General features: G+C 46.5%; 18 protein-coding genes and 1 pseudogene. 11 read left to right on the plus strand and 8 right to left on the minus strand.

The genetic code is table 11. The features are described 5' to 3' along the window. Positions 1–36: 36 nt before the first annotated feature. The 3 genes from ATY38_RS08325 to ATY38_RS08335 all read right to left on the minus strand — a co-directional run bounded on the left by ATY38_RS08325 (position 37) and on the right by ATY38_RS08335 (position 2,245). Positions 37–987: a homoserine kinase gene (locus ATY38_RS08325; protein ID WP_062558895.1), complete on the minus strand. Its 951-nt coding sequence runs from the start codon at positions 985–987 to the stop codon at positions 37–39. A gap of 77 nt (positions 988–1,064) precedes the next feature. Continuing rightward, complete coding sequence (locus tag ATY38_RS08330) at positions 1,065–1,409, minus strand: DUF2782 domain-containing protein (protein WP_235590223.1); 345 nt, start codon at positions 1,407–1,409, stop codon at positions 1,065–1,067. A 110-nt stretch (positions 1,410–1,519) separates the two neighbouring features. Then, on the minus strand, positions 1,520–2,245 hold the full coding sequence (locus ATY38_RS08335; RefSeq protein WP_062558897.1) for an LOG family protein: 726 nt from the start codon (positions 2,243–2,245) through the stop codon (positions 1,520–1,522). Positions 2,246–2,258: 13 nt separating this feature from the next. On the opposite strand from ATY38_RS08335, the gene polA reads away from it, so the two are divergent. Beyond that, positions 2,259–5,009, plus strand: coding sequence for a DNA polymerase I (gene polA / locus ATY38_RS08340; protein ID WP_062558898.1), 2,751 nt, complete (start codon positions 2,259–2,261; stop codon positions 5,007–5,009). A gap of 34 nt (positions 5,010–5,043) precedes the next feature. Here the strand turns inward: polA and ATY38_RS08345 are convergent. Beyond that, a pseudogene (locus tag ATY38_RS08345) lies at positions 5,044–7,561 on the minus strand (Rne/Rng family ribonuclease). A gap of 441 nt (positions 7,562–8,002) precedes the next feature. Here ATY38_RS08345 and ATY38_RS08350 point away from each other — a divergent pair. Beyond that, positions 8,003–8,983 carry an RluA family pseudouridine synthase gene (locus tag ATY38_RS08350; RefSeq protein ID WP_062558899.1) on the plus strand — a complete coding sequence of 327 codons (981 nt, stop codon included), beginning with the start codon at positions 8,003–8,005 and terminating at the stop codon, positions 8,981–8,983. A gap of 49 nt (positions 8,984–9,032) precedes the next feature. On the opposite strand, the gene ATY38_RS08355 is transcribed toward ATY38_RS08350, so the two are convergent. After that, complete coding sequence (locus ATY38_RS08355) at positions 9,033–9,677, minus strand: arylesterase (RefSeq protein ID WP_235590224.1); 645 nt, start codon at positions 9,675–9,677, stop codon at positions 9,033–9,035. On the opposite strand from ATY38_RS08355, the gene ATY38_RS08360 reads away from it, so the two are divergent. From ATY38_RS08360 to ATY38_RS08390, 8 genes are all read left to right on the plus strand, one after another. Then, positions 9,676–10,365, plus strand: a complete 690-nt coding sequence (locus ATY38_RS08360; protein ID WP_062558900.1) for an ABC transporter ATP-binding protein — start codon at positions 9,676–9,678, stop codon at positions 10,363–10,365. The two genes, ATY38_RS08355 and ATY38_RS08360, sit on opposite strands and share 2 nt — an antisense overlap. A 62-nt stretch (positions 10,366–10,427) precedes the next feature. Further along, positions 10,428–12,938: an ABC transporter permease gene (locus ATY38_RS08365; RefSeq protein ID WP_062558901.1), complete on the plus strand. Its 2,511-nt coding sequence runs from the start codon at positions 10,428–10,430 to the stop codon at positions 12,936–12,938. A gap of 4 nt (positions 12,939–12,942) precedes the next feature. Continuing rightward, positions 12,943–13,218, plus strand: coding sequence for a hypothetical protein (locus ATY38_RS16950; RefSeq protein WP_335337895.1), 276 nt, complete (start codon positions 12,943–12,945; stop codon positions 13,216–13,218). Further along, positions 13,203–14,156 carry a radical SAM family heme chaperone HemW gene (hemW, locus tag ATY38_RS08370; protein ID WP_335337896.1) on the plus strand — a complete coding sequence of 318 codons (954 nt, stop codon included), beginning with the start codon at positions 13,203–13,205 and terminating at the stop codon, positions 14,154–14,156. Before ATY38_RS16950 ends, hemW begins: the two co-directional genes overlap by 16 nt. A 24-nt stretch (positions 14,157–14,180) precedes the next feature. Continuing rightward, entirely contained in the window at positions 14,181–14,978 is a 798-nt protein-coding gene (locus ATY38_RS08375) for a formate/nitrite transporter family protein (protein WP_062558902.1), read from the plus strand. A 132-nt stretch (positions 14,979–15,110) separates the two neighbouring features. Beyond that, positions 15,111–16,187 carry an IS5 family transposase gene (locus ATY38_RS08380; RefSeq protein WP_062558903.1) on the plus strand — a complete coding sequence of 359 codons (1,077 nt, stop codon included), beginning with the start codon at positions 15,111–15,113 and terminating at the stop codon, positions 16,185–16,187. Between the two features lie 186 nt (positions 16,188–16,373). Next, positions 16,374–16,820, plus strand: coding sequence for a hemerythrin domain-containing protein (locus ATY38_RS08385; protein ID WP_062558904.1), 447 nt, complete (start codon positions 16,374–16,376; stop codon positions 16,818–16,820). After that, the gene (locus ATY38_RS08390; protein ID WP_201011884.1) at positions 16,804–17,421 is read left to right on the plus strand and encodes a hypothetical protein; all 618 of its coding nucleotides are present in this window, start codon (positions 16,804–16,806) and stop codon (positions 17,419–17,421) included. The genes ATY38_RS08385 and ATY38_RS08390 overlap by 17 nt, the downstream gene beginning before the upstream one ends. 63 nt (positions 17,422–17,484) lie before the next feature. Here the strand turns inward: ATY38_RS08390 and phoB are convergent, their stop codons facing one another. The 3 genes from phoB to ATY38_RS08405 form a co-directional block, all read right to left on the minus strand. After that, positions 17,485–18,213 carry a phosphate regulon transcriptional regulator PhoB gene (phoB, locus tag ATY38_RS08395; protein ID WP_062558905.1) on the minus strand — a complete coding sequence of 243 codons (729 nt, stop codon included), beginning with the start codon at positions 18,211–18,213 and terminating at the stop codon, positions 17,485–17,487. 294 nt (positions 18,214–18,507) lie between these two features. Then, a complete protein-coding gene (gene oadA, locus ATY38_RS08400) occupies positions 18,508–20,334 on the minus strand; it encodes a sodium-extruding oxaloacetate decarboxylase subunit alpha (RefSeq protein ID WP_062558906.1) in 1,827 nt (608 codons plus the stop codon). Between the two features lie 29 nt (positions 20,335–20,363). Then, complete coding sequence (locus ATY38_RS08405) at positions 20,364–21,782, minus strand: acetyl-CoA carboxylase biotin carboxylase subunit (RefSeq protein WP_062560157.1); 1,419 nt, start codon at positions 21,780–21,782, stop codon at positions 20,364–20,366. Positions 21,783–22,074: 292 nt separating this feature from the next. On the opposite strand from ATY38_RS08405, the gene ATY38_RS08410 reads away from it, so the two are divergent. After that, positions 22,075–23,346, plus strand: a complete 1,272-nt coding sequence (locus tag ATY38_RS08410; RefSeq protein ID WP_062558907.1) for an O-acetylhomoserine aminocarboxypropyltransferase/cysteine synthase family protein — start codon at positions 22,075–22,077, stop codon at positions 23,344–23,346. Positions 23,347–23,386: the final 40 nt, after the last annotated feature.

Consider the following 23,386-nt stretch of genomic DNA (forward strand, 5'->3'; position numbering starts at 1 on the left):
CTCCAGTTGAATTCTATGAATAGTATGAATAATGATTTAGAGCCAGAGTTGCCGCAGTTTCATCGGATCTGCGGCATGGTTTTCCAATATTTCCCGGAAGTGTGCTGGGTCTTTGGCATGCGTTAATTCCCCTGGACGTGGCAAATGATAGTCGTACAATCGCGAAATCCAAAAACGTAACGCCCCTGCGCGCAGCATGACAGGCCAAGCATCGTGTTCGGCTGTAGTGAGTGGGCGAATATCATGATAAGCTTTCAACAGGGAAAGTGTGCAAGTTTCATCCAAAGTTTTGTTTTGAGTCATGCACCAGTCGTTTACAGTAATGGCCAGATCGTATAAAAAATTATCATTGCAGGCAAAATAAAAATCAATGACGCCACCTACTGTATGATCGGTAAACAGAATATTGTCGCGAAATAAATCGGCGTGGATAATTCCATTGGGTAGTGTGATTTTGGGTTGTGTTAATTGAAAATCCAATTCAGTCTGGAGCAGATGATTTTCTGCATGGGATAAAAAAGGTGTGATCTCGGGTGCTCGGGCTTGCCACCATTTTAATCCGCGAGGATTATTCATTTTTCCGTGATACGAGCCTCCTGCTAAATGCATTCTAGCTAGAACAGTGCCGACTTCCGTGCATTGCGTGGCGGTTGGATGAATCACTGATTGTCCGGGTAAACATGTAACTATTGTTGCCGGCTTACCGTTCAGTTCGCCCAGTAACCGCCGGTCCAACCGCGGGATTGGTTCGGGGCAGGGTATGTTATGTTGTGACAAATGTGCCATTAGATTCAGATAATAGGGCAGTTCATGGCTGGTAAGTTTTTCAAAAAGAGTTAAAACAAATTTGCCTTGCGTAGTGGTGACCCAATAATTGGTATTTTCTATACCTGATGTGATGCCTTGTAAATGGATGAGTTTCCCAAGTTCGTAATCTTTCAACCAAGTGTTAAGCTGGTTATCGGTAACAGGTGTGAAAACAGACATGAATTAGCAAGAAATAAAAGTGCGAAAGTAGAAGTACCGATTATTCATGGAAATAGATATCTGCATACTCATTATCATCAGAATCTCAATATTTGCCACATGGGTGGATTAACATCAATGCCACCTTCACCTGCATGGTCGTGATGACTCCTGATAGGATTCTTTTTCAGATAGTAAGGTGGGCCAATACGCGGAATCACTTTGATCATCAGAAGTTCACCGTTCACGCGATGTTCTTCAATAATATCCTCGCCACGTTTAATAATGGTGACTTCGGTTTCCAGCTCAGGATCTACCGGAATTTCAGGAAGCAGCGGTGAAGAATCGGTTTCAGGGGGAAGCTCCGGAACTTCAGGTAAGGGTATAAGATTGTCGGGGTGCTTAGGTTTCTTCGATTGCTGAGGATGTCCTGACTCTGCCATTGCAGGCAGTATAGAACATAGGGATACAATTAAAATAAGTTGGTATAGGTACATGAGTGATTCCCGGCGGGTCAGGATTCCCGTATTCTACCTAAAATCGCTGTTGAGGGTTACAAATTGAGTTGAATTTCTCGTTCAGCAGCGGATGGCTCAAATCCACTGGTTTCGTAATATTGAAAAATTGCGCTGACAACTTGTTCGGGTTCATCGATGACTTGAATCAGATTCATATCATCGGTTGAGATAAACCCTTCGGCAATCAACGCGTGCCGGAACCAGTCGAGCAAGCCGTGCCAGAATTCTGAATAAACAAGGATAATAGGCATTTTACGAGTTTTTCCTGTTTGCACCAGGGTTAACGCTTCCATAAGTTCATCCAATGTTCCGAACCCGCCGGGAAGCACGACGTAAGCGGTAGCAAATTTAACAAACATATATTTGCGGGCAAAGAAATGCCGAAAAGTCTGGCTGATATCCTGAAATGCGTTGCGGTGTTGTTCATGTGGCAATTGGATATTCAAACCGATGCTGGGTGATTTTCCGTAATAAGCACCTTTATTCGCGGCTTCCATAATACCCGGACCGCCACCGGAGATTACCGCAAAGCCGGCATCAGAAAGTTGTTTGGCAATTTGCTCGGCTAATTTATAGTGTGGGCTGTTGGGATGAGTGCGCGCACTGCCAAAAATGCTGACAGCGGGTTGAATGGTATCGAGTCGTTCTGTTCCTTCTACAAATTCTGCCATAATTCCAAACAAGCGCCATGACTCTTTGGCTGACCAGGGTTTGTCCACGGACAGGGGGGCGATCGATTTAGGTTTATCTTGCAAGCTCATAGGAAATTTATAAATGAAAACAGTGTTACTGGTTGATGGTTCATCGTATTTATACCGTGCTTATCATGCATTGCCTGATTTACGTAATCGCAATAATGAACCAACGGGCGCTATTCATGGTGTTCTCAATATGTTGCGGCGTTTGCACAAGGATTACCACGCGGATTATAGCGCGTGCGTGTTTGATGCAAAAGGTAAAACTTTTCGAGACAAGATCTATCCTGAGTATAAAGCGCATAGACCGTCTATGCCTATGGAACTGGCAGCCCAGATCGAACCCTTGCATGCCTGTATCCGTGCTATGGGCTGGCCAATGTTGATTATTGACGGCGTGGAGGCGGATGATGTCATCGGTACCTTGGCGAGACGGGCGGTCGAAGCTGATATGCGGTGCATCATCTCCACTGGAGATAAAGATATTGCACAACTGGTGAATTCTCATATTTCATTGGTCAATACCATGAGTAATGAAGTACTTGATGAAGCGAGCGTGTTAGCCAAGTTTGGTGTGTCGCCGGAGCGCATGTTGGATTACCTGATGCTGGTAGGCGATACGTCAGACAATGTCCCCGGTGTGCACAAAGTAGGGCCCAAAACAGCCGTGAAATGGTTGACGCAATATGGATCACTGGATAACATCATTGTGCATGCCGATGAAATCAAAGGGGCAATAGGTGATAATTTACGCAAAGCATTGGATTGGTTCGATACCGCGCGCCAGTTAATCACCATCAAATGTGATGTAAATCTACCGGTTAAAATCACGGATCTAGCTCTGCAGCCTCAGGATACCGAACAACTGGCACGGCTTTACGAGCAGCTGGATATGAAGACGTCGTTGCGTGAGTTACGTCAACAGGGAGGAGCTGCAAATCCGAATCAATCGGGATCAGCAATTGTCGGTGAAAATCAGCTAACCACGAGTGATGGCGGAAACGATAAAGCCGCTTTGGGTCAATCAGTAACCTATCAAACGATCTTTACAGACGCGGAATTGGATGATTGGCTAACTAGATTGGATTCAGCGCAGCTGGTATCGATCGATAGCGAAACAACCAGTCTGAATCCAATGCAGGCAAAATTGGTGGGTATTTCGTTTTGCGTTGAGAGCCATCATGCGGCTTACTTTCCGTTGATGCATAGGTATCCCGGGGTGCCGCAGCAACTTTCGCTTGATAGTGCATTAAAAAAACTTAAGCCGTGGCTGGAGAGTGGAACGAAGCCCAAATTAGGACAGAATTTAAAATACGATAAACATGTTTTTGCCAACCATGGTATTCAGTTGAACGGTATTGCTCATGATACATTGTTGCAATCCTATGTGCTGGAATCTCATCGTCCTCATAATATGGATAGTTTGGCGTTGCGCCATCTCGATGTTAAGACGATCGGTTATGACGATGTCACCGGGAAAGGCGTCAAACGTATCGGATTCGATGAAGTAGCAATTGATACCGCCACGCAGTATGCTGCGGAAGATGCGGATATCACGCTTCGTTTGCATCAAACGTTGTATCCCAATATCCAAAGTAACGCGCAATTGAATCACATCTATCGTGAAATCGAAATGCCGATACTAAATGTGTTATTTGAAATTGAGAGAAATGGCGTTTTATTGGACTACAAACTGTTACAAAAGCAGAGTCACGAACTGGGTGAAAAATTGCATGCGCTGGAACAACAAGCCTATGCCATTTCCGGACAGCCATTTAATTTGAATTCACCCAAGCAGATACAGGAAATTTTGTTTCACCAGCTTAAATTACCGATCGTCAAAAAAACACCTACGGGTGTTCCCTCTACCGATGAAGATGTGTTGCAACAGCTTGCATTGGATTATCCATTACCGAAGTTATTACTTAATTATCGTAGTTTGTCTAAATTGAAATCCACATATACGGATAAATTACCGCTTATGATGGATCGCAATACCGGGCGGGTGCATACCAATTATTCCCAAGCCGTTGCTGTAACTGGTCGCCTGGCCAGTTCGGATCCTAATCTGCAAAATATTCCAGTGCGTACCAGCGAGGGCCGCAGAATTCGTGAAGCGTTTATAGCACCTGCGGGATACCGGATTATTTCAGCCGATTACTCACAGATAGAATTACGCATCATGGCGCATATTTCTCAAGACGAGGGTTTGTTAAAAGCGTTTGCAGCCGGAGAAGATATCCATAGCGCAACGGCTGCAGAAATTCTGGGCATTCCCCTGAATCAGGTTGGTCAAGAACAACGTCGCTATGCTAAGGTGATAAATTTTGGCTTGATTTACGGTATGTCTGAGTTCGGTTTGGCGACGCAATTGGGCATTGAGCGTAGTGCTGCTCGTGCTTATATGGAGCGTTATTTTGCCCGGTATCCGAAAGTGGAGAGCTATATGCAGCAAACCCGCGAGAAAGCCAGACGGCTGGGTTATGTGGAAACTGTACTGGGACGCAGGCTATGGTTGCCCGAGATTAACAATGCCAATGGCAATCGCCGACAAGGGGCGGAACGGGCTGCCATTAATGCGCCCATGCAAGGAACTGCCGCTGATATTATCAAGCTGGCAATGATCGCGGTACACAACTGGCTACACAAGGAAAAATTACTCAGCAAGCTGATTATGCAAGTCCATGATGAATTGGTTCTGGAGGTTCCTGATGATGAGGTTGCATTAATAAAATCTAGCCTGCCCAAATATATGGGCAATGTTTTACAGCTTGATGTACCGCTAGTAATCGAGATCGGAGTCGGAGATAACTGGGAACAGGCGCACTAGAAAATTATATGCGCTTGTGCAGCGTGCACAGGCCTCATTCGCGTGTTTCGATTTGCATTAACGGCTCAACGGGGGCATCGGAGATTTGCTTGGTTTTTCTTCTTCGTGGTCTTTTAGGAATAATGATTTCTTCGGTTACCAGTTCAACTTTTTCGGGCGGTGTTTCTATCATCACGAGGCCACTTTCCGTGAAATCCGGAAGTGTTTTAGTGACACGGGCTTCAGGTTGTTGCTGTGCAATAGGCGATTCATCCGGAAGATTATTGCTACCGGTTATTTCAGGATCGTCAGCAGGGTGTTTTGCAATTTCTTTTCTCCCAGATTGCTTCTTAGCAGGTTCAATGACCGGCATTGATGTTTCAATATCCTGTATAAAATTTGCCGAATTCTCTTCATTAGTCGATGGAGTATCCGGAGCATCCTGATTCTCAACCGAAGTTTTAGCGCGTACGGATTGATCGCGATTCTTATTTCCGCGATGCCGACGCGTACGTTTACGATCCACGGGTTTTGCATCTATGCCGTCATGATTTTCTGTTTCACTGATCAGTGTATTGTTTGACAGTAATTTTTCTTCAAGATCCGGAGTGGATTGCGGAGAAGGCTTGTTTCTGACATTTTTTCGTTCTGTAGATAGCTCTGGTGAATAACCAGGTTCCGCTGAGATGGCGTATTCTGCTGGTGTTGCCTCAGTGACACCGGAATCTGTCAATTCGCCTGGTTTAGCTTGCTTGTGCATAGAGGCATCTTTATTGCGCTCATTGCGATTTCTTCCACGCCGCCCTCTCGACCGCGTGCGTTCTTGAGACATCTTGTTTTTATCAATGTCAATCTGTTGTTTTTTTTTCAAGATCGGTTGTGATCTCTTCATTCCTGACAGGTTTAAACCAACTGAAGAATTTATCCAGCAACGAAGTGTCGCGTGATTTATCTTCGCGCACCGGGGCGGGTAGAGTAGGGGTTATACCTTGAACTGCGGCTTGTGGACGGGTAGGTTTATTTTTCTGTTCTGAAAATACCAGGTTGTTATCTTCAGTATTTTTCTCCACCAATTTATAACTGGCGACTGCTTCATTTGATCTTAGGTCTTCCTGGCGTAAACGATTAATACTATAGTTAGGCGTTTCGATATGAATATTGGGGATCAGAACAATATTGATCCTTTGACGCATTTCAATGTCATAAATTTCCGCACGTTTTTCGTTTAACAAGAAGGTTGCCACATCAACCGGCAATTGAACATGCAACGTGTTGGTGTTTTCTTTCATTGCTTCTTCCTGGATGATTCTTAGTATATGCAGCGCTGAAGAATCGGTGCCACGGATGAAGCCAGTGCCTTGGCATCGCGTGCATGGAATGTAATTGCTTTCCCCTAATGAAGGGCGTAAGCGTTGGCGGGATAATTCCAGTAATCCAAAGCGCGAAATTTTTCCTACTTGAATACGTGCGCGGTCTTGCCGCAATGCCTCATGCAATCGAGCTTCAACTTCACGCTGATTGCGCTGTACATCCATATCGATAAAATCGATAACAATTAATCCACCCAAATCCCGTAATCGCAATTGACGAGCAATTTCATCCGCTGCTTCAAGATTGGTATTGAGTGCAGTATGCTCAATATCCAGGCCGCGGATTGCACGGGCTGAGTTTACGTCAACGGAAACCAATGCTTCAGTGTGATCGATAACGATCGCACCGCCTGAAGGAAGAGAAACCTGTCTGGAATAGGCTGTTTCTATCTGATGTTCAATTTGAAAGCGTGAGAATAATGGGACATCATCATGATAAAACTTAAGACGATCCACATTTGCAGGCATAACGTGCGCCATAAATTGACTGGCTTGTTCATAGATATCACGGCTATCAATCAGGATTTCACCGATTTCTTGGCTAAAATAATCACGAATTGCACGGATAACCAAGCTGCTTTCTTGATAAATCAGAAAAACACCGTCCTGATTATTGGCAGCTTCTTCAATAGCATACCAAAGTTGTGTCAAGTAGTTCAAATCCCATTGCAGTTCTTCTTTGCTGCGACCGATTCCGGCAGTTCTGGCAATAATGCTCATATCCGTGGGAATTTCAAGTTTTGCAATGACTTCGCGTAAATCATTGCGTTCTTCACCTGTGATGCGGCGCGATACGCCGCCACTATTGGAATTATTAGGGATTAAAACCAAATACCGACCGGCTAGAGAGATATAAGTCGTTAATGCAGCGCCCTTAGTTCCCCGTTCGTCTTTGTCGACTTGAACGATGAGTTCTTGCCCTTCCTGCAGAAGATCCTGGATTCGCGCATTAGGAGTGTCACTTTCAGCAAAACATGAAGGGGCGATTTCTTTAAATGGCAAGAAACCATGTCTTTCACAGCCATAATCAACAAACGCAGCCTCCAGACTGGGTTCGACGCGTGTAATAACAGCTTTATAGATATTGCTTTTACGTTGTTCTTTGCTTACAGATTCTATATCGAGGTCAACCAGCGTTTGACCGCTTACTATTGCAACGCGCAACTCTTCAGGTTGTGTTGCATTAAATAACATTCGTTTCATTTACAAACCTTACGTGTTTTATTTGTCCATGCACTATCCATAATCTGTCGAATAGATAGATTTTTTCGGTGTACGTAGTTGTAATGACGAGTTTTGAGTTTATTGTTTGAATTACAAAAAATATTTGTCAATTATGTGTTTCTTTTTATTAATTTATTTAATATGTTGAGTTGCTTTATAGTTTTAAGCTCAACGATATTTATAGATATTATGCAAGCTGTTTAAGGTAACAGATTTTACATAAAGTTCCAAACGCCACTTTGTTTAAATCCGACAATTCGTTACTCTCACAGTACATGGGTTTGATCAGCGAATTTATAATGCATATTTTGTCTTGAATGCTTTAATTTTTACAGAGAAATAATGATTAATACCCTTTCTACCCCCTCGAGCTTACATATTATATCTGGGATTTCATTAAATCAAATATATAATTAAAGTATGGAATCTATTACATCAATAATCAAAGAGCGTGTGAAAGAAGATGGAGATGATCAGCGGATCGATAATTTTTTATTCAAACGATTTAGGAGTGTACCCAAAAATCATTTGTATCAATTAATAAGAAGCGGTCAGGTGCGTGTTAACGGAAAGCGGATAGACGCTAACTATCGATTGCAATTAGGCGATATGATGAGAATTCCGCCAGTTAAGATTGAAACAAAAGATTCTTTCCATCGAGCCGCAATTACTTGTGTAAATTTTTTCTCTTTTACTCATCTATATGAGGATGATGCAGTGCTGGCTATTGACAAGCCTAGTGGAATGGCTGTTCATGGTGGAAGTAACATCAGCTTTGGTGTGATCGAGCAATTGCGTGCGCAAAATCCATCATGGAAATTTCTAGAGTTGGTGCATCGTTTGGATCGGGAAACTTCGGGTGTGCTGTTATTGGCAAAGAAACGCAGTGCACTGGTGGAATTGCATCGACAAATCCGCGAAGGCTTGGTGGAGAAGCACTATCTGGTTATGGTCAAAGGCAAGTGGAGCAATGCTAAACAGCATGTAAAGCTAGCGCTTGACAAATATGTGACGGCCAGCGGTGAAAGACGGGTTGCTGTAGTCACCAGCATTCGCCCTGGCAACAAGCCGATGTCTTCTCATTCGATATTTAAGCTGGATAAATCTTGGGATAATTTCAGTTTATTGGATGCAGAAATAAAAACTGGCCGCACGCATCAAATCCGTGTTCACCTTGCACATTTGGGTTTTCCTATCCTAGGAGATGATAAATATGGTAATTTTGAGATCAATAAGCGTCTCGCTAAAGATGGCGGTCGTGGGAAGAATAAACTGACGCGTATGTTTTTGCACGCACATTCGCTGCAAATCGCACACCCCGTTTCAGGACAACGTATGAATCTGCGTTCGCCTTTGTCCAGTGATCTGCAGAAATTCATCGACGATCTGGATCGATTCTAACGCCTTAGTTTAAGTTCTTCTTATGAAGTTGCGATGATACAATATACAATTAAATATCAGGATTGGTGGCAATTTGTTCAGTTTTAAACATGGTTTGCAAAACTTCCCAGACATTTTCTGCAATTTTTTTCTGCGCGACTTCGGTAGGATGTATTCCATCAGCTTGGAAGAATTCATGTTTATCGCCAAAACCAGCTAGTAAGAATGGTATTAATTTGATTTGATAATTTTCGGCCAATTGCGGAAAGATCGCTTGGAACTTTTGCGTATACGTTCTGCCATAATTCGGTGGTAACTGCATGCCGGCAAGTAAAACCAATGCATTGTTTTGTTGACATTCTTCTATAATGGCAGCCAGATTCTCATAAATGGATTTGATTGATGCGCCGCGTAAACCGTCATTTCCACCAAGTTCGACGATGACAATCTCGGGACGATGTGTTTCAAGTGCTTGTCGGATTCGATTGCGCCCTCCCAATGCCGTTTCGCCGCTGATGCTTGCGTTGATGATGCGATAATCAGCATACTTTGACTGTAATCGTTGTTCCAGCAATGTAACCCAGCCTGCTTCGGTCGATATGCCATAACTGGAGGATAAGCTATCGCCAAAGACCATGATAGTGTTGGTCGATGCGACTGCCGGAGCGCAGATAGTAAAAACAACAATCAGAATAATCAGGAATTTTTTTTTCATGTTAGATAACCATGTTAATCAATCCATTCTTTGGACTCATGCATTGACCAAGCAGGTCAATACCGGAGATACACAACTTACCATATTGCAAGATATCGATCTGCAAGTATATGCGGGTGAAGCTGTTGCAATTATAGGCGCATCCGGTTCGGGAAAATCTACTTTATTAGGCTTACTGGCAGGATTGGATTTGCCAACCGCAGGGAAAGTTCATCTGGATGCAGTCGATATTTTTACATTGGATGAGGATAGCCGCGCGGCTTTGCGCGGAAAAATTCTGGGTTTTGTTTTTCAATCATTTCAATTATTGCCAGCATTAACGGCGATTGAGAATGTGATGTTGCCTTTGGAGCTTTCTCAACAGAACAAAAATGCTGAAGCAATTGCCCGAAAATTGCTGGAGCGCGTAGGACTGGCCAAACGCCTGAATCATTACCCTAAACAATTGTCCGGGGGAGAGCAGCAACGGGTTGCCATTGCACGTGCTTTTGCCACGGATCCTAAGTTATTGCTGGCGGATGAACCCACTGGGAATCTTGACTCGGCTACCGGTATACAGATCATTGATCTCATGTTTGAGCTTAATCGTGAGCATGGTACGACATTGGTTCTGGTTACTCATGATGAAGCATTGTCACGGCGCTGTTCGCGTCAGATTCGTTTAGCGGACGGCAAATTGGTGCAATAGTTGCAGAAGCTTGGCATTATTGCTATTCATTCTATCTTTTCAGTACAGTGATAATTTTCATTATGAGCCATTTGAAATTGTCTTTCCGTATGCTATGCCGTGATTGGCGCGCAGGTGAGCTTAATGTTCTGGTGTTGGCATTGATCATTGCAGTGAGCGGTATGACCACGGTAGGTTTTTTTGCCGAGCGAGTGGAGTTGGCCCTCACGCGTGAAAGTAATCAATTATTGGGCGCCGATTTACTGGTCATTTCGAGCCGACCTTTGCCGGAGACTTATGCTGATGAGGCCAGTCGATTAGGGTTAACAATATCCTCGTTAACCAAGTTTCCCAGCATGATTTCTGATGGTGAGAATAATTTGCTCACGGAAATTAAAGCGGTAACTGAGGGATATCCCTTACGCGGGCGTATACATCTGGCCAGCCGGTCGTCAATATCGCGTGCAGAGCAGCCAGAAATTACGATCGCAGACACCATACCGCAACCGGGTACTATTTGGGTGGATGAGAAAGTCATGACGCGCCTTGATCTGAAAGCAAACGATGTGGTCGATGTCGGGGCGGCGCAACTAACCGTAACTGAACTGGTTGTACGCGAACCGGATCACTCGGTAGGATTTATCAACATGGGTGCACGTGCCATGATCAATGCATCCGATTTATCGGAAACGGATTTGATTCAGGAAGGTAGCCGTGTTTCGTATCAGCTGCTGGTGGCCGGTGAAGTAAAGGCAGTGCAGCAATTCCGCGATTGGATAAAACCACAACTGACAAAAGCACAAAGAGTGGAAGGCATTCGCGATGCGCGTCCCGAGATTAAAGCCGCGTTGGAGCGTGCGGAAAAATTCTTAAGTCTGGCCGCATTGGCCAGCGTGGTTTTGGCAGCCGCAGCAATCGCATTGGCGGTGCGCCGGTTTACTCAGCGCCATTTGGATGGATGTGCTGTGATGCGCAGCTTGGGAGCCAGCCAACAGCAACTGTTTTATCTTTATTGGTATTATTTTACTACCTTGGGTGTTATTGCCAGCGCCATCGGCTGTTTGATCGGCTTTGCCGCGCAGCAAATTCTGACGCATTGGCTGATTGGTATCGTGGATACTGCATTACCCTGGCCAAGCTGGTTGCCAGCGTTGCAAGGATTGCTGGTTGGCTTGGTGTTATTAGTCGGTTTTGCATTGCCGCCGGTGCTGAATTTGCGTAGCGTTCCGGCGTTACGCGTGTTGCGTAGAGACATCGGCTTATCCAATGCACACAGTTTGGCAGGTTATTTATTGGGATTGGTAACTTTATCGCTGTTGTTTATTTGGAAAGCGCAAGATCTAAAGTTGGGTCTTTATATCGTGACAGGGTTTGTTTCAGCGATTATTATTTTTGGTTGCCTGGGCTGGTTGCTGATTAAAGTGCTTTCAGGTCTGCGTCATCAAGCCGGGGGTGCCTGGCGCTATGGTTTGGCCAGTATTTATCGTCGTGCAATTTCTAGCGTATTGCAAGCCGTGGCTTTGGGATTGGGATTGATGGCATTGCTTGTGCTGACTCTGATTCAGAATGATCTGATTGATGATTGGCACGCTAGCTTACCTCCCAACGCGCCAAATCACTTCCTGGTAAATATACAAGCGGATCAAGTGCAGTCGCTGCAAGAATTTTTTCAGCAATATGAGATAGAGCCGCCGCCGATGTATCCGATGGTCAAGGGGCGACTGGTCAAGATTAATGGTAAAAATGTATCACCTAAAAGCTATAAGGATGATCTGCATGCCGAGAGGCACATACGGCGTGAATTCAATTTAACCTGGGCAAACGAACTTTCATCGGATAACCAGATTGTTCAGGGGACTTGGTGGAATACCGGTACTCATGAGGCCGAGTTGTCGATTGAAGAAGGCATAGCCAAAACCATTCGCGTTAAGTTAGGTGATGAGCTGACTTATGATATTGCCGGAAGCCACTTCACGGCCAAAATTACCAGTGTAAGAAAAGTGGATTGGGATACTTTCAAGGCTAACTTTTTTGTTGTGGTACCTCCAGGTTTGCTGGATAACTATCCGGCCAGTTTTGTCACCAGCTTCTATGTGCCGCCAGCAGAAATTTCCATGATTCATGAACTTGTCAGGACATTTCCAAGCATTCTGGTCGTCGATGTGGCTGTAGTTATCAATCAGGTGCAGCAAATGATCCAGCAAGTTTCTCAAGCCATTGAATTTGTTTTTTTATTCACTTTGTTGGGAGGGTTCGCCGTATTGTATGCGGCAATTGCCGCAACACAAGATGAGCGCATTTATGAAGCAGCCATTTTCAGAACACTGGGCGCCAAGCGAGAGCAATTGTCACGCGCATGGGCTGCCGAGTTTGCGATTCTGGGCGGATTGGCCGGGTTATTTGCATCGGCCGGGGCCAGTGCGCTTGCGTATGTCATCAGCAAGCATGTTCTGCATTTCGACTACACATTTAATCCGTGGATCTGGGTGGTTGGCACATTGGCGGGTGTGATCGGTGTTTTGGTGGCAGGTTTGCTGGGTACGCGTTCAGCGCTATCCAGTCCGCCACTATTGACGTTACGCAAAATCGGTTAACTCGATGCTTGATTGGCCGACCCCGAAGCTTAAATCGCTGCCGCCACTGAGTTTATATGTTCATTTTCCGTGGTGTCTGAAAAAATGCCCTTATTGTGATTTTAATTCACACGAACTTCGCACCGATGAAAGCCGGGTACCTGAGGAGGAATATGTTGCCACGTTGATACGGGATCTTGAATTTGCGCTTCAGGATGTGTGGGGGCGGCGACTCAGCAGCGTTTTTTTAGGGGGGGGACGCCCAGTCTATTTAGCGCCGAAGCAATGGACGCAGTGTTGACCGCAGTGCGCACACTGCTGCCGCTGGAACACTTCGCCGAAGTCACGCTGGAAGCTAATCCCGGAACGTTCGAAGCGCAAAAATTTGCGGATTTCCGCAAAGCGGGCATCAATCGTCTGTCGATCGGCATACAAAGCTTTAATCCACGGCATCTGAAGGCAATAGGCCGGGTGCATGATGATCAGGAAGCACATCGGGCAGTGGATATTGCACTGAAGTATTTCGATAATATCAATCTCGACCTGATGTACGCATTACCCGGACAAACCCTGGAACACGCTCAGGCGGATATCGAGGCAGCGTGTGCTCGCGGGGTTACGCATATTTCCGCGTATCACTTAACGCTGGAACCCAATACGCTGTTTTATCGTTTTCCGCCCAAGCTGCCCGATGATGAAACAGCTGCAGCGATGCAGGATATGATCGAGCAGACCACCTCGAATCATCAGTACCGTAATTATGAAACTTCGGCATTCGCCCATGCAGGGAAGGAGTCACGTCATAACGTGAATTACTGGTTGTTTGGGGATTATGTGGGTATCGGTGCAGGTGCGCACAGCAAAATCAGCTTTGCCGATAAAATTGTGCGTCAGATGCGTTATAAACAACCCAAGGAATATCTGGCCAAAGCCCGGATGGGTGAATCATTAATTCAGGTACAGCAGGAATTGACGGTCGAAGATCGGAGCTTTGAATTCATGATGAACGCGCTGCGACTTACCGGCGGATTTGATACACCGCTGTTTCAGGAGCGTACCGGCTTACCGATTGCTGTCGTGCAGCAACATCTGGATGAGGCCGAACAGCGCGGTTTACTGGTGCATGATCATCTACGCATTAAACCCACTGTTCTGGGTCGGCGCTTTCTGAACGATCTGCTGCAAATTTTTTTGCCCGAAAACACGTCATCCGATAATGCGCTAAAATCGCTGCCTTGAATGGGTTGGAGGGAGAGTCGGGTCATGGCGTATGTAAAACCGGAAGAGATTGTCGAAAACATGTTGCAGGCAGGTGCCAAAAAGGCGAACCTGCCAGTCAGGCAATTGCTGATCCGTGGTTTTTTGGCGGGCGCTTTTCTCGGTTACGCGACTACATTGGCGATTCTGACAGCCACGCAGACAGGATGGGGCATGGCAGGGGCTTTGGTGTTTCCGGTGGGTTTCGTAATGATTGTGCTGCTCGGATTGGAATTGGCCACCGGCAATTTTGCGTTGATTCCAATTGCCGTCAAAGCCCAAAGAGCTTCATTGAGCCGTTTGCTTGTCAATTGGACCTGGGTGCTGGCCGGTAACTTGATTGGCAGCGTTACGTATGCCTATTTATATTGTATTGTGGCGACCAAAATGGGAACGATTGATCTGGAAACCATTCCCGCATTGCAACGAACCATCGTGATTGCCGAGACTAAAACGCTCGAGTACGCCAAATTGGGTTTCGATGGCACGATCACGGCCTTTACCAGCGCAATATTATGCAACTGGATGGTGACGTTGGGTGCCGTGATGGCTTTTGCGTCCAGCACTACCGGCGGAAAAATCGCCGCGATGTGGTTGCCGATTATGACTTTTTTCGGTCTTGGTTATGAACACGCCATCGTCAATATGTTCGTAATTCCCGCGGGCATGTGGCTGGGCGCGGATATTACCATCGCGGATTGGTGGTTGTGGAATGGATTGCCGGTGATTGCAGGGAATCTATTGGGCGGGATGCTATTTACGGGGTTTATGTTGTATTGGAGTTATGGCCAATCAACCAATTAACTTTAACTTACAATTTACTGTGGTTTTGCCATTGAATATGCGAATCAGATATTAAAGATTCCTGCACAACCTTGCCTGCCAGTGCAATAACCAACTAAAATAGAGGGGGTTAAAAGACAGTTGGAGCAAAAGATGCAGATGAGTTTTGGAACACTGGAATTAGCAGAGCGATTGAATCGAGATAATGTTCTGTTGAAGATTGATGCCCTAATTGAGTGGGAGGAATTACGTCCGAAACTTACGGGTTTATACAAGCTCGAGTTATCGCATGGTGGAGGCCAAGAGCCGTTTGATGGGTTGTTGATGTTCAAAGCGATCCTGCTAGGTCAGTGGCATAGTTTATCGGACGCTGCGTTGGAGCAAGCACTGTGTGTACGCATTGATTTTCTGCAATTTTGCGGACTGTCCTTGTCGGATGCGATACCGGACGAAACCACTTTGTGCCGGTTCCGTAACCGGCTAATAACCAACGACCGGCTAGATGATCTGCTGGCCACTATTAATGAACAGCTTCAATGCCACGGATTGATGATCAAGGGTGCGACAGGAGCGGTCATTGATGCCACGCTGATTGAGTCAGCGGCACGCCCTAAAAAGACCATCACACTGGAAGTGGATGCCGAAGAAGGTAAGGTTGTTCAGTTTGAAGATGGCAGTCAACCTGGAATCAACTGTATCGAAGAACAAAGCGCGGATCCGGATGCGACCTGGCTAAAGAAAGGCAGGAAGTCGCAGTTTGGCTACCGCAGTTACCTGGTGGTGGACGCACAAGACGGCTATGTGCGCGGGGTTTACACCGCCCCTGCCAACCAGAGCGAAATGATGCATTTCGAAGCCGCTATCGATGGTGCGCATATCGAGGCGAATCGGGTGTATGCCGACAAGGGATCCGCCAGCAATGCCAATCGGCAATTTCTAAGAAAGCAAAAGATCAAGAGCGCAATCATGCATCGCGCGTACAAGAATAAACCCCTCTCGTCACGCCAGAAGCTGGCGAATCAATTGATCAGTAAAAAACGCTATATTGTCGAACAGTGTTTCGGCACAATCAAACGCTTATTCAGAATGGAACGCGCCAGCTACTTCGGTACGACGAAAGTCAACGCCCAAGTCATACTGAAAAGTATCTGCATGAATCTAAAGAAAGCAGCCAACAAAATCTTCGTAGACCAACCATTAAGGGGAGCGATCCGTCCAAATATTACATAAGGGGGAAAAATTCACCTAAAAAAAGGAAAAAACTCCACTTTCTATTAAAGTGACGTGCAACAAGTGTCACTTGGAAAATTTTCTCTGTCGCTACAGCAAAATTCTTGCGGTTGTGCAGAGGTCTTTATTATTAATATAACGAATATTTTTCTCAGAAATTATCTGTAATCATACCGTCAGTTTATTATGCCCCGAAATGGCGCTTTACTTCCTTTATCCCGTGAACATCATACATCGTTGGTAATCGCGCGTGCTGCCCGGAAAGCGGCGGAGAGTAATGACGTGGCTACTTGCGTGGCGGCAGTGCAACGCATCGAAGCGCACTGGCAGGATGTGTTGGTGACGCATTTTGCTCAGGAGGAAGCACTATTACAGCTTGCCCAAGACGCATTGGATACTGGAATAATTGCGCGTATTCTTGCTGACCATGAGGAATTGCGCATGCTAGCTTGTGAATCTTATGCACTTGATCCCGCAACGCGTTTGCGTCGGTTTGGCGATTTGCTGGCTGCGCATGTGCGATATGAAGAGCGGGTGCTTTTCCCCCAATTACAATCGCATCCGGCTATTGTTTTTGCAACCGAAGAATCAACCCAATCTATACAGAGAGGTAAAAATGGTGAATTTTCCTGATTTTTATGAACAAGCGCCAGTTGTGCGTACTCATGATCCGTTTGCTGCCATGTTGGGCGCTGCTCAAGATGGACGGTTTGATTATCATTATCTGGATGCCGTGCGTCTGGCCGGACATTCCTGTCCAACCGTTGCCGGAGCATTTTTGATCGGGCGCGCGGCGCTGGCCGCGCTTTATCCGGATGAGCCTGCCGCGCGTGGCAATATAGCCGTGCATATGCCGGCACCGGAGGATGAGGGCGTTACCGGCGTCATGGCGCAAGTTTTGACGCTGTTGACGGGCGCTGCCGCAGGTAACGGTTTTCACGGAATACGCGGACGCCACCGGCGCAAGGGATTGCTCAGTTTTGCATCGCAACGCGAAGGGGAAGCCATTGTTTTTACTCGTCTCGATACCAATGTAAACGTGGCGGTGACGCTCGATGTCTCGTTGATACCGGCTGATCCCGCTCAGGGAGAACGCCTGATGGCTATCTTGCAGGATTGTGCCGATGCGGCGCAACAGACTGCATTTGCTAATGCATGGCAGGAACGTGTGCGGCGCCTGTTGCTCGAATTTGCGGACGACCCCCGCGTAATATGCGTTACATCCTTGAATTGATTACAGAATCTGAAAACGATGGTTACATAAACAGGATGGCATGGCGGGGCTGCCGTTTTGATTTTATCCTATACTTTCTTCACTGCGCTCGACAGAAAACCGATAACCAGTCCCGCGTACGGTTTGCACCAGATTTTCTTTACCGACGGTTTCAAGAATTTTGCGCAGTCTGCGGATATGCACATCGACGGTACGATCTTCGATAAAAACATGATCGCCCCAGACACGATCCAGCAATTGAGCCCGTGTGTGTACACGTTCTTTATACGCCATCAGAAAGTGCAATAAACGAAACTCCGTTGGGCCCAGTATAATTTCTGTAAGTTTGGCAGGATCATACTCGAAATACACGTGAACCCTGTGTGTCGTGGGATCCAGTTTCAAGCCGCCGATGTCGATAATTTCATCGGACATTTCGGGTAAACGGCGACGTAGCACCGCTTTAATCCGGGCTAGTAATTCGCGCGGGGAAAATGGTTTGGTGATGTAATCATCTGCACCGGCTTCCAGCCCGGCAATTTTGTCGTTTTCTTGAATCCGGGCTGTCAGCATGATGATCGGAATGGTTTTGGTGCGCTCTTCGCGTCTTAAGCTGCGTGCAAATTCTAAACCGGTGATATCAGGCAGCATCCAATCCAGCAATACCAGATCTGGTAGGACATTGTTGATCAGAAGTTTTGCATGTGTCGCATCTCCCGCACATAAAACCATATGACCTGCCTTTTTTAAATTAAGCGCGATCAATTCCTGAATTGCAAGCTCATCTTCAACAATCAGTATTGTTACAGCCATCAACTACTCCATTGATATTCACTATCAGCTAATAGATGTTGTAATAATATTAATAAAGCATGACATATTTATGACATTCTGATGAATGTCATAAATATTTCTCATTGACGGTCGATCGATGCATTCAATTGTAATTCAATCGATCGACAGAAACAGGCGGAAAACGAGTGGAAAAAATGTTGTAGTAACGTCAACATTGCATGACGGGAATATGAGAAGATTATCTGCTAATAGTGTGTATTTTTTATACCCGGGTTCGATCTACGCACCAAATCTCCACGATTTCTTCGATAATTACCCAGCCTCAATCTCAATCAGCACCTCATTTGGATTCACCGATTCGCCTTTCACCACATGCACGGCTTTGATGGCTCCAGCAATCGGTGCAGTGATTTCAGTTTCCATTTTCATTGCTTCCGTGACTAGAACGGGTTGTCCGGCGGCGACTTTTTGGCCAACCTTCACCAGCACGTCCAGTACATTGCATGGCATGCTGACGACGACATCGCCTTCACTGGCAGGACGCGGGCGTTTACTGGCGATGCTGCTTTTGACGGCACCTTGTGTGCCGCCGTCCAGCACGATCTCATCGAGCGTTTCGACGACAACTTCTTCCGGAACGCCATCCACCATGAAATAAAAGTGCCGTAGAGTCTCATTTTTGGGACTGGTGCCGGTGACTTTGATGTGATAGGACTCGCCATGCAGTGCGACATTGAATTCAGTCGGTGCTTTTTGCACACTACCGCCTGCTGTTGGAACCGTTTCCAAAGGTTCGGGAACCAGATTGCCGGTAGCGCGCTGCTCCAGGAATTGTTTGCCGACTTCCGGGAACATGGCATAGCTCAGTACATCTTCATCGTTATTGGCCAGATGGCCAATCTCCTGGCGTAGTTGTTCAAATTCCGGTTTCAATAGATCTGCGGGACGGCAATCGATAATGTCTTCCTTGCCGATCGCGCGTTTTTGCAAACTGGCGTTCATCGGTGCGGGTGCTTTGCCATAACCGCCTTGCAAATAGCGTTTCACTTCATTGGTGATGGTGGAATAGCGTTTGCCGGTCAGAACATTCAGCGCCGCTTGCGTACCGACGATCTGAGATGTAGGTGTGACCAAAGGCGGATAACCCAAATCTTTGCGCACCCGCGGAATTTCTTCGTAGACTTGATTAATCCGGTCCAGAGCATTTTGTTCTTGCAATTGATTGGCCAAATTTGAAATCATCCCGCCTGGAACCTGAAATACATGAACCCGGGTGTCGACACCGGTGAATTCGCTTTCAAAGCGGTGGTATTTTTTGCGAACCTGGACGAAATAATCGTTGACTTCCTGTAATTTTTGCAGATTCAGGCCGGTATCATAATCCGTGCCTTGCAGGGCCATTGCCAGACTTTCAGTGGGTGGATGACTGGTGCCGCCCGACCATGACGATAATGCGGTATCGATATGCCGACAACCGGCTTCGATGGCTTTCAATTGACACATTTCGGCGAGTCCGGCGGTGGCATGGCAATGTAAATGGATGGGCAGATCGACCGCTTGTTTCAGTGCGGTTACCAGTTCCTGGGTTGCATACGGTGTCAGCAGACCGGCCATGTCTTTGATGGCAATCGAATCGCATCCAAAATCGGCTAAATCTTTTGCCAGTGATACGAAGCTGTTGACATTGTGAACCGGACTGGTGGTGTAGCAAATGGTGCCTTGCGCATGCTTGCCGCATTCCTTGACAGCTTGGATGGCAGTTTTGAGATTGCGCATGTCGTTCAATGCATCAAAAATACGAAAAACATCCATACCGTTTTCAGCGGCTTTGTTTACAAAGGCGCGCACCACATCATCAGAATAATGACGGTAGCCTAGCAGATTCTGTCCACGCAGCAACATTTGCAGTGGTGTATTGGGCAGCGCGGCCTTTAGTTTGCTAAGGCGTTCCCAGGGATCTTCCTTAAGAAACCGCAAGCAGGCATCGAACGTCGCACCTCCCCAGCATTCCAGTGACCAGTAGCCTATGCTGTCGAGCATCGAACACGCTGGCAGCATATCTTCGGTGCGCATCCGGGTGGCGATCAGGGATTGATGCGCATCGCGCAAGATAACATCGGTAATATGAACTTTTTGCATGATTTTCCTTGATTAACCAGTAAGTCTGCTCACAGACCGGTATGCGAAGCCATTGCGGCGGCTATGACGCTAGCAATAACTTCAGGTCGTGGCTTGTCGGAATAATTTATCAGAGCAGGATTCTGCTCAACAAAACCGGTATTGAATCGGGCTGCACGAAACTGAGGGTGCTTCAGAATCTTTAAATAATAGGGAATAGTGGTTTTGATGCCAAATAACCCCATATCACGCAATGTACGCTGCCCGCGCTTAATCACATCTTCCCAGGTCAGCGCGTTGACAATGACTTTCGCGACCATGGAATCATAAAAAGGGGGAATCTCATAACCGGTGTAAATCGCGGTATCAGTCCGAACGCCTGGGCCACCGGGTGCATAATAGCGGGAAATGCGACCAAAACTGGGTAAGAAATTATTTTTTGGATCTTCGGCATTGATCCGGAATTGCATTGCATAACCCCGTCGCACGATCTCATCTTGCTTGAAGCGCAACGGCAATCCAGCCGCCACGCGAATTTGTTCCTCGACAATATCGACACCGGTGATTGCTTCAGTAATAGTATGCTCGACCTGTACTCGCGTATTCATTTCCATAAAATAAAACCGGCCGTTGTCATCCAACAGAAACTCGACTGTGCCGGCATTAGTATAGCCTACGGATTTTGCGGCAATCACTGCCAGACCGCCAATATACTGGCGCTGTGCTTCGTCCAGCTGCGGGGACGGTGCAATTTCGATAAGTTTCTGATTACGGCGCTGGATCGAGCAATCCCGCTCGTAGAGATGAATCACGTTGCCATGCTGGTCTGCTAGAACTTGTACTTCAATGTGTACCGGATTGACGATGCATTTTTCCAGAAAAACATTGGCACTGCCGAATGCCTTGGTGGCCTCGGAAATGACCCGGGCGTAATTGTGCTTCAGTTCGTCAGCGTTATCACAGCGCCGAATGCCGCGCCCGCCGCCGCCTGAAGTGGCTTTCAACATGACGGGATAACCAATTTGCGCTGCGACTTCCTGTGCTTCTTCTATTGACTGCAAATTACCTTCCGAACCGGGCGTAACCGGAATGCCGGCAGCTTTCATTGCTTTACGGGCTTCGGTTTTATCGCCCATGCGATGAATGACATCAGCATTCGGCCCAATGAAAATCAGGCCGCGTTCTTTACATGCGCGCGCAAATTTTGCATTCTCAGAAAGAAATCCGTAACCCGGATGTACAGCATCACAACCGGTCGCCAGAGCTAAATCAACCAAGGCATGGATGTTCAGATAGCAGGCTACCGGATCGCTGCCGATGTAATAAGATTCATCCGCTTTTTTGATATGCAACGCGAAACGATCCGCTTCCGAATAAATAGCTACCGAGCGAATGCCCATCTCAGCGCAGGCACGAATGATGCGAACAGCAATTTCGCCACGATTGGCAATAAAAATTTTACGTAACATCATATTTGTATTTGGAACGCTTTGAAAAACTGTAATGCGCGTATTCTACCCGATCAATTCTGGAATTTATCCGGCATTGAGTCAAGACGATCATTCTCCAATGCAAGAAGAGGATTTAATATCTGTTTTTGATTAGTATGCATAGCAATAATAATTATTTGATAACAATCAATTACGAAATTATTATTCTCGAATGGGTTTGACACTTATTTCAATTTCCAGTACGTTTCTTTTCAATTAAGAAGATGTTTATTTTTCAAATGAATTTTACTTTTTTCTATAGAGGCTATTAATGAAGCTCGAAACCATTGCTATTCATGGCGGCTATAGTCCGGATCCGGCTACGAAAGCAGTGGCGGTGCCGATCTATCAAACGACATCCTATGCCTTTGACGATACCCAGCACGGTGCCGATCTTTTCGATCTGAAGGTTAGCGGTAACATTTATACGCGTATTATGAATCCCACCACTGCCGTCCTTGAGCAGCGCATGACCGAGCTGGAAGGTGGGATTGGTGGTCTTGGATTAGCCTCCGGTCAAGCGGCGCTTACTTATGCGATTATGACTATTGCCGAAGCGGGTGACAATATCGTGTCGGTAGGTACGCTCTATGGCGGTACCTACAATCTGTTCGCACACACATTGCCACAGTATGGCATTGATATCCGCTTTGCCGATTATCGTGATCCATCCGGCTTTCAGACATTGATCGACGATCGCACCAAAGCGGTCTACTGCGAATCTATCGGTAATCCGCTGGGTAATGTCGTGGATATTACTGCTCTGGCCGAGGTAGCGCATACGGGTGGCGTGCCGCTGATTGTGGATAATACGGTACCAACGCCATACTTATGCCGTCCGTTTGAACATGGTGCTGATATTATTGTGCATTCTTTGACAAAGTACTTGGGAGGCCACGGTAACAGCATTGGCGGAGTGCTGATTGACTCAGGTAAATTTCCCTGGACGGAGCACAAGGAAAGGTTCAAGCGCCTTAATACTCCCGATGTTTCCTATCATGGGGTAGTGTATACCGAAGCACTGGGTCCGGCGGCCTACATCGGCCGAGCACGCGTCGTACCACTGCGTAACATGGGAGCGGCAATTTCGCCGTTTAACAGTTTTCTAATTCTGCAGGGTATCGAGACGTTGGCAGTACGGATGGATCGCATTTGCGAGAATGCCTTGGCTGTTGCGCAATATCTCAAAGCACATCCGAAAGTGGGTTGGGTCAAGTATGCCGGTTTACCGGATCATCCTGAGCATGCGCTGATGCAGCGATACATGGGTGGGCGTGCGTCCGGCATCCTGACCTTTGGTGTTCAGGGAGGCATTGCTGGTGGCGTACGATTCCAAGATGCACTCAAGCTGATTACCCGCCTGGTGAATATCGGTGATGCCAAGTCGCTTGCCTGTCATCCCGCCAGTACAACGCATCGTCAGCTAAATCCGGATGAGATGAAAAAGGCCGGGGTGTGTGAAGATATGGTTCGCTTGTCTATTGGCCTGGAACATGTTGATGATCTGAGAGATGATCTGGAACAAGCATTGGCGGCAGTTTGATTTTTTCCTATGGCTGTAATGGCATAATTTGATTTTTTAG

The organism is Nitrosomonas ureae (genome assembly GCF_001455205.1).
In the GTDB taxonomy this organism is placed as follows: Bacteria; Pseudomonadota; Gammaproteobacteria; order Burkholderiales; family Nitrosomonadaceae; genus Nitrosomonas; species Nitrosomonas ureae.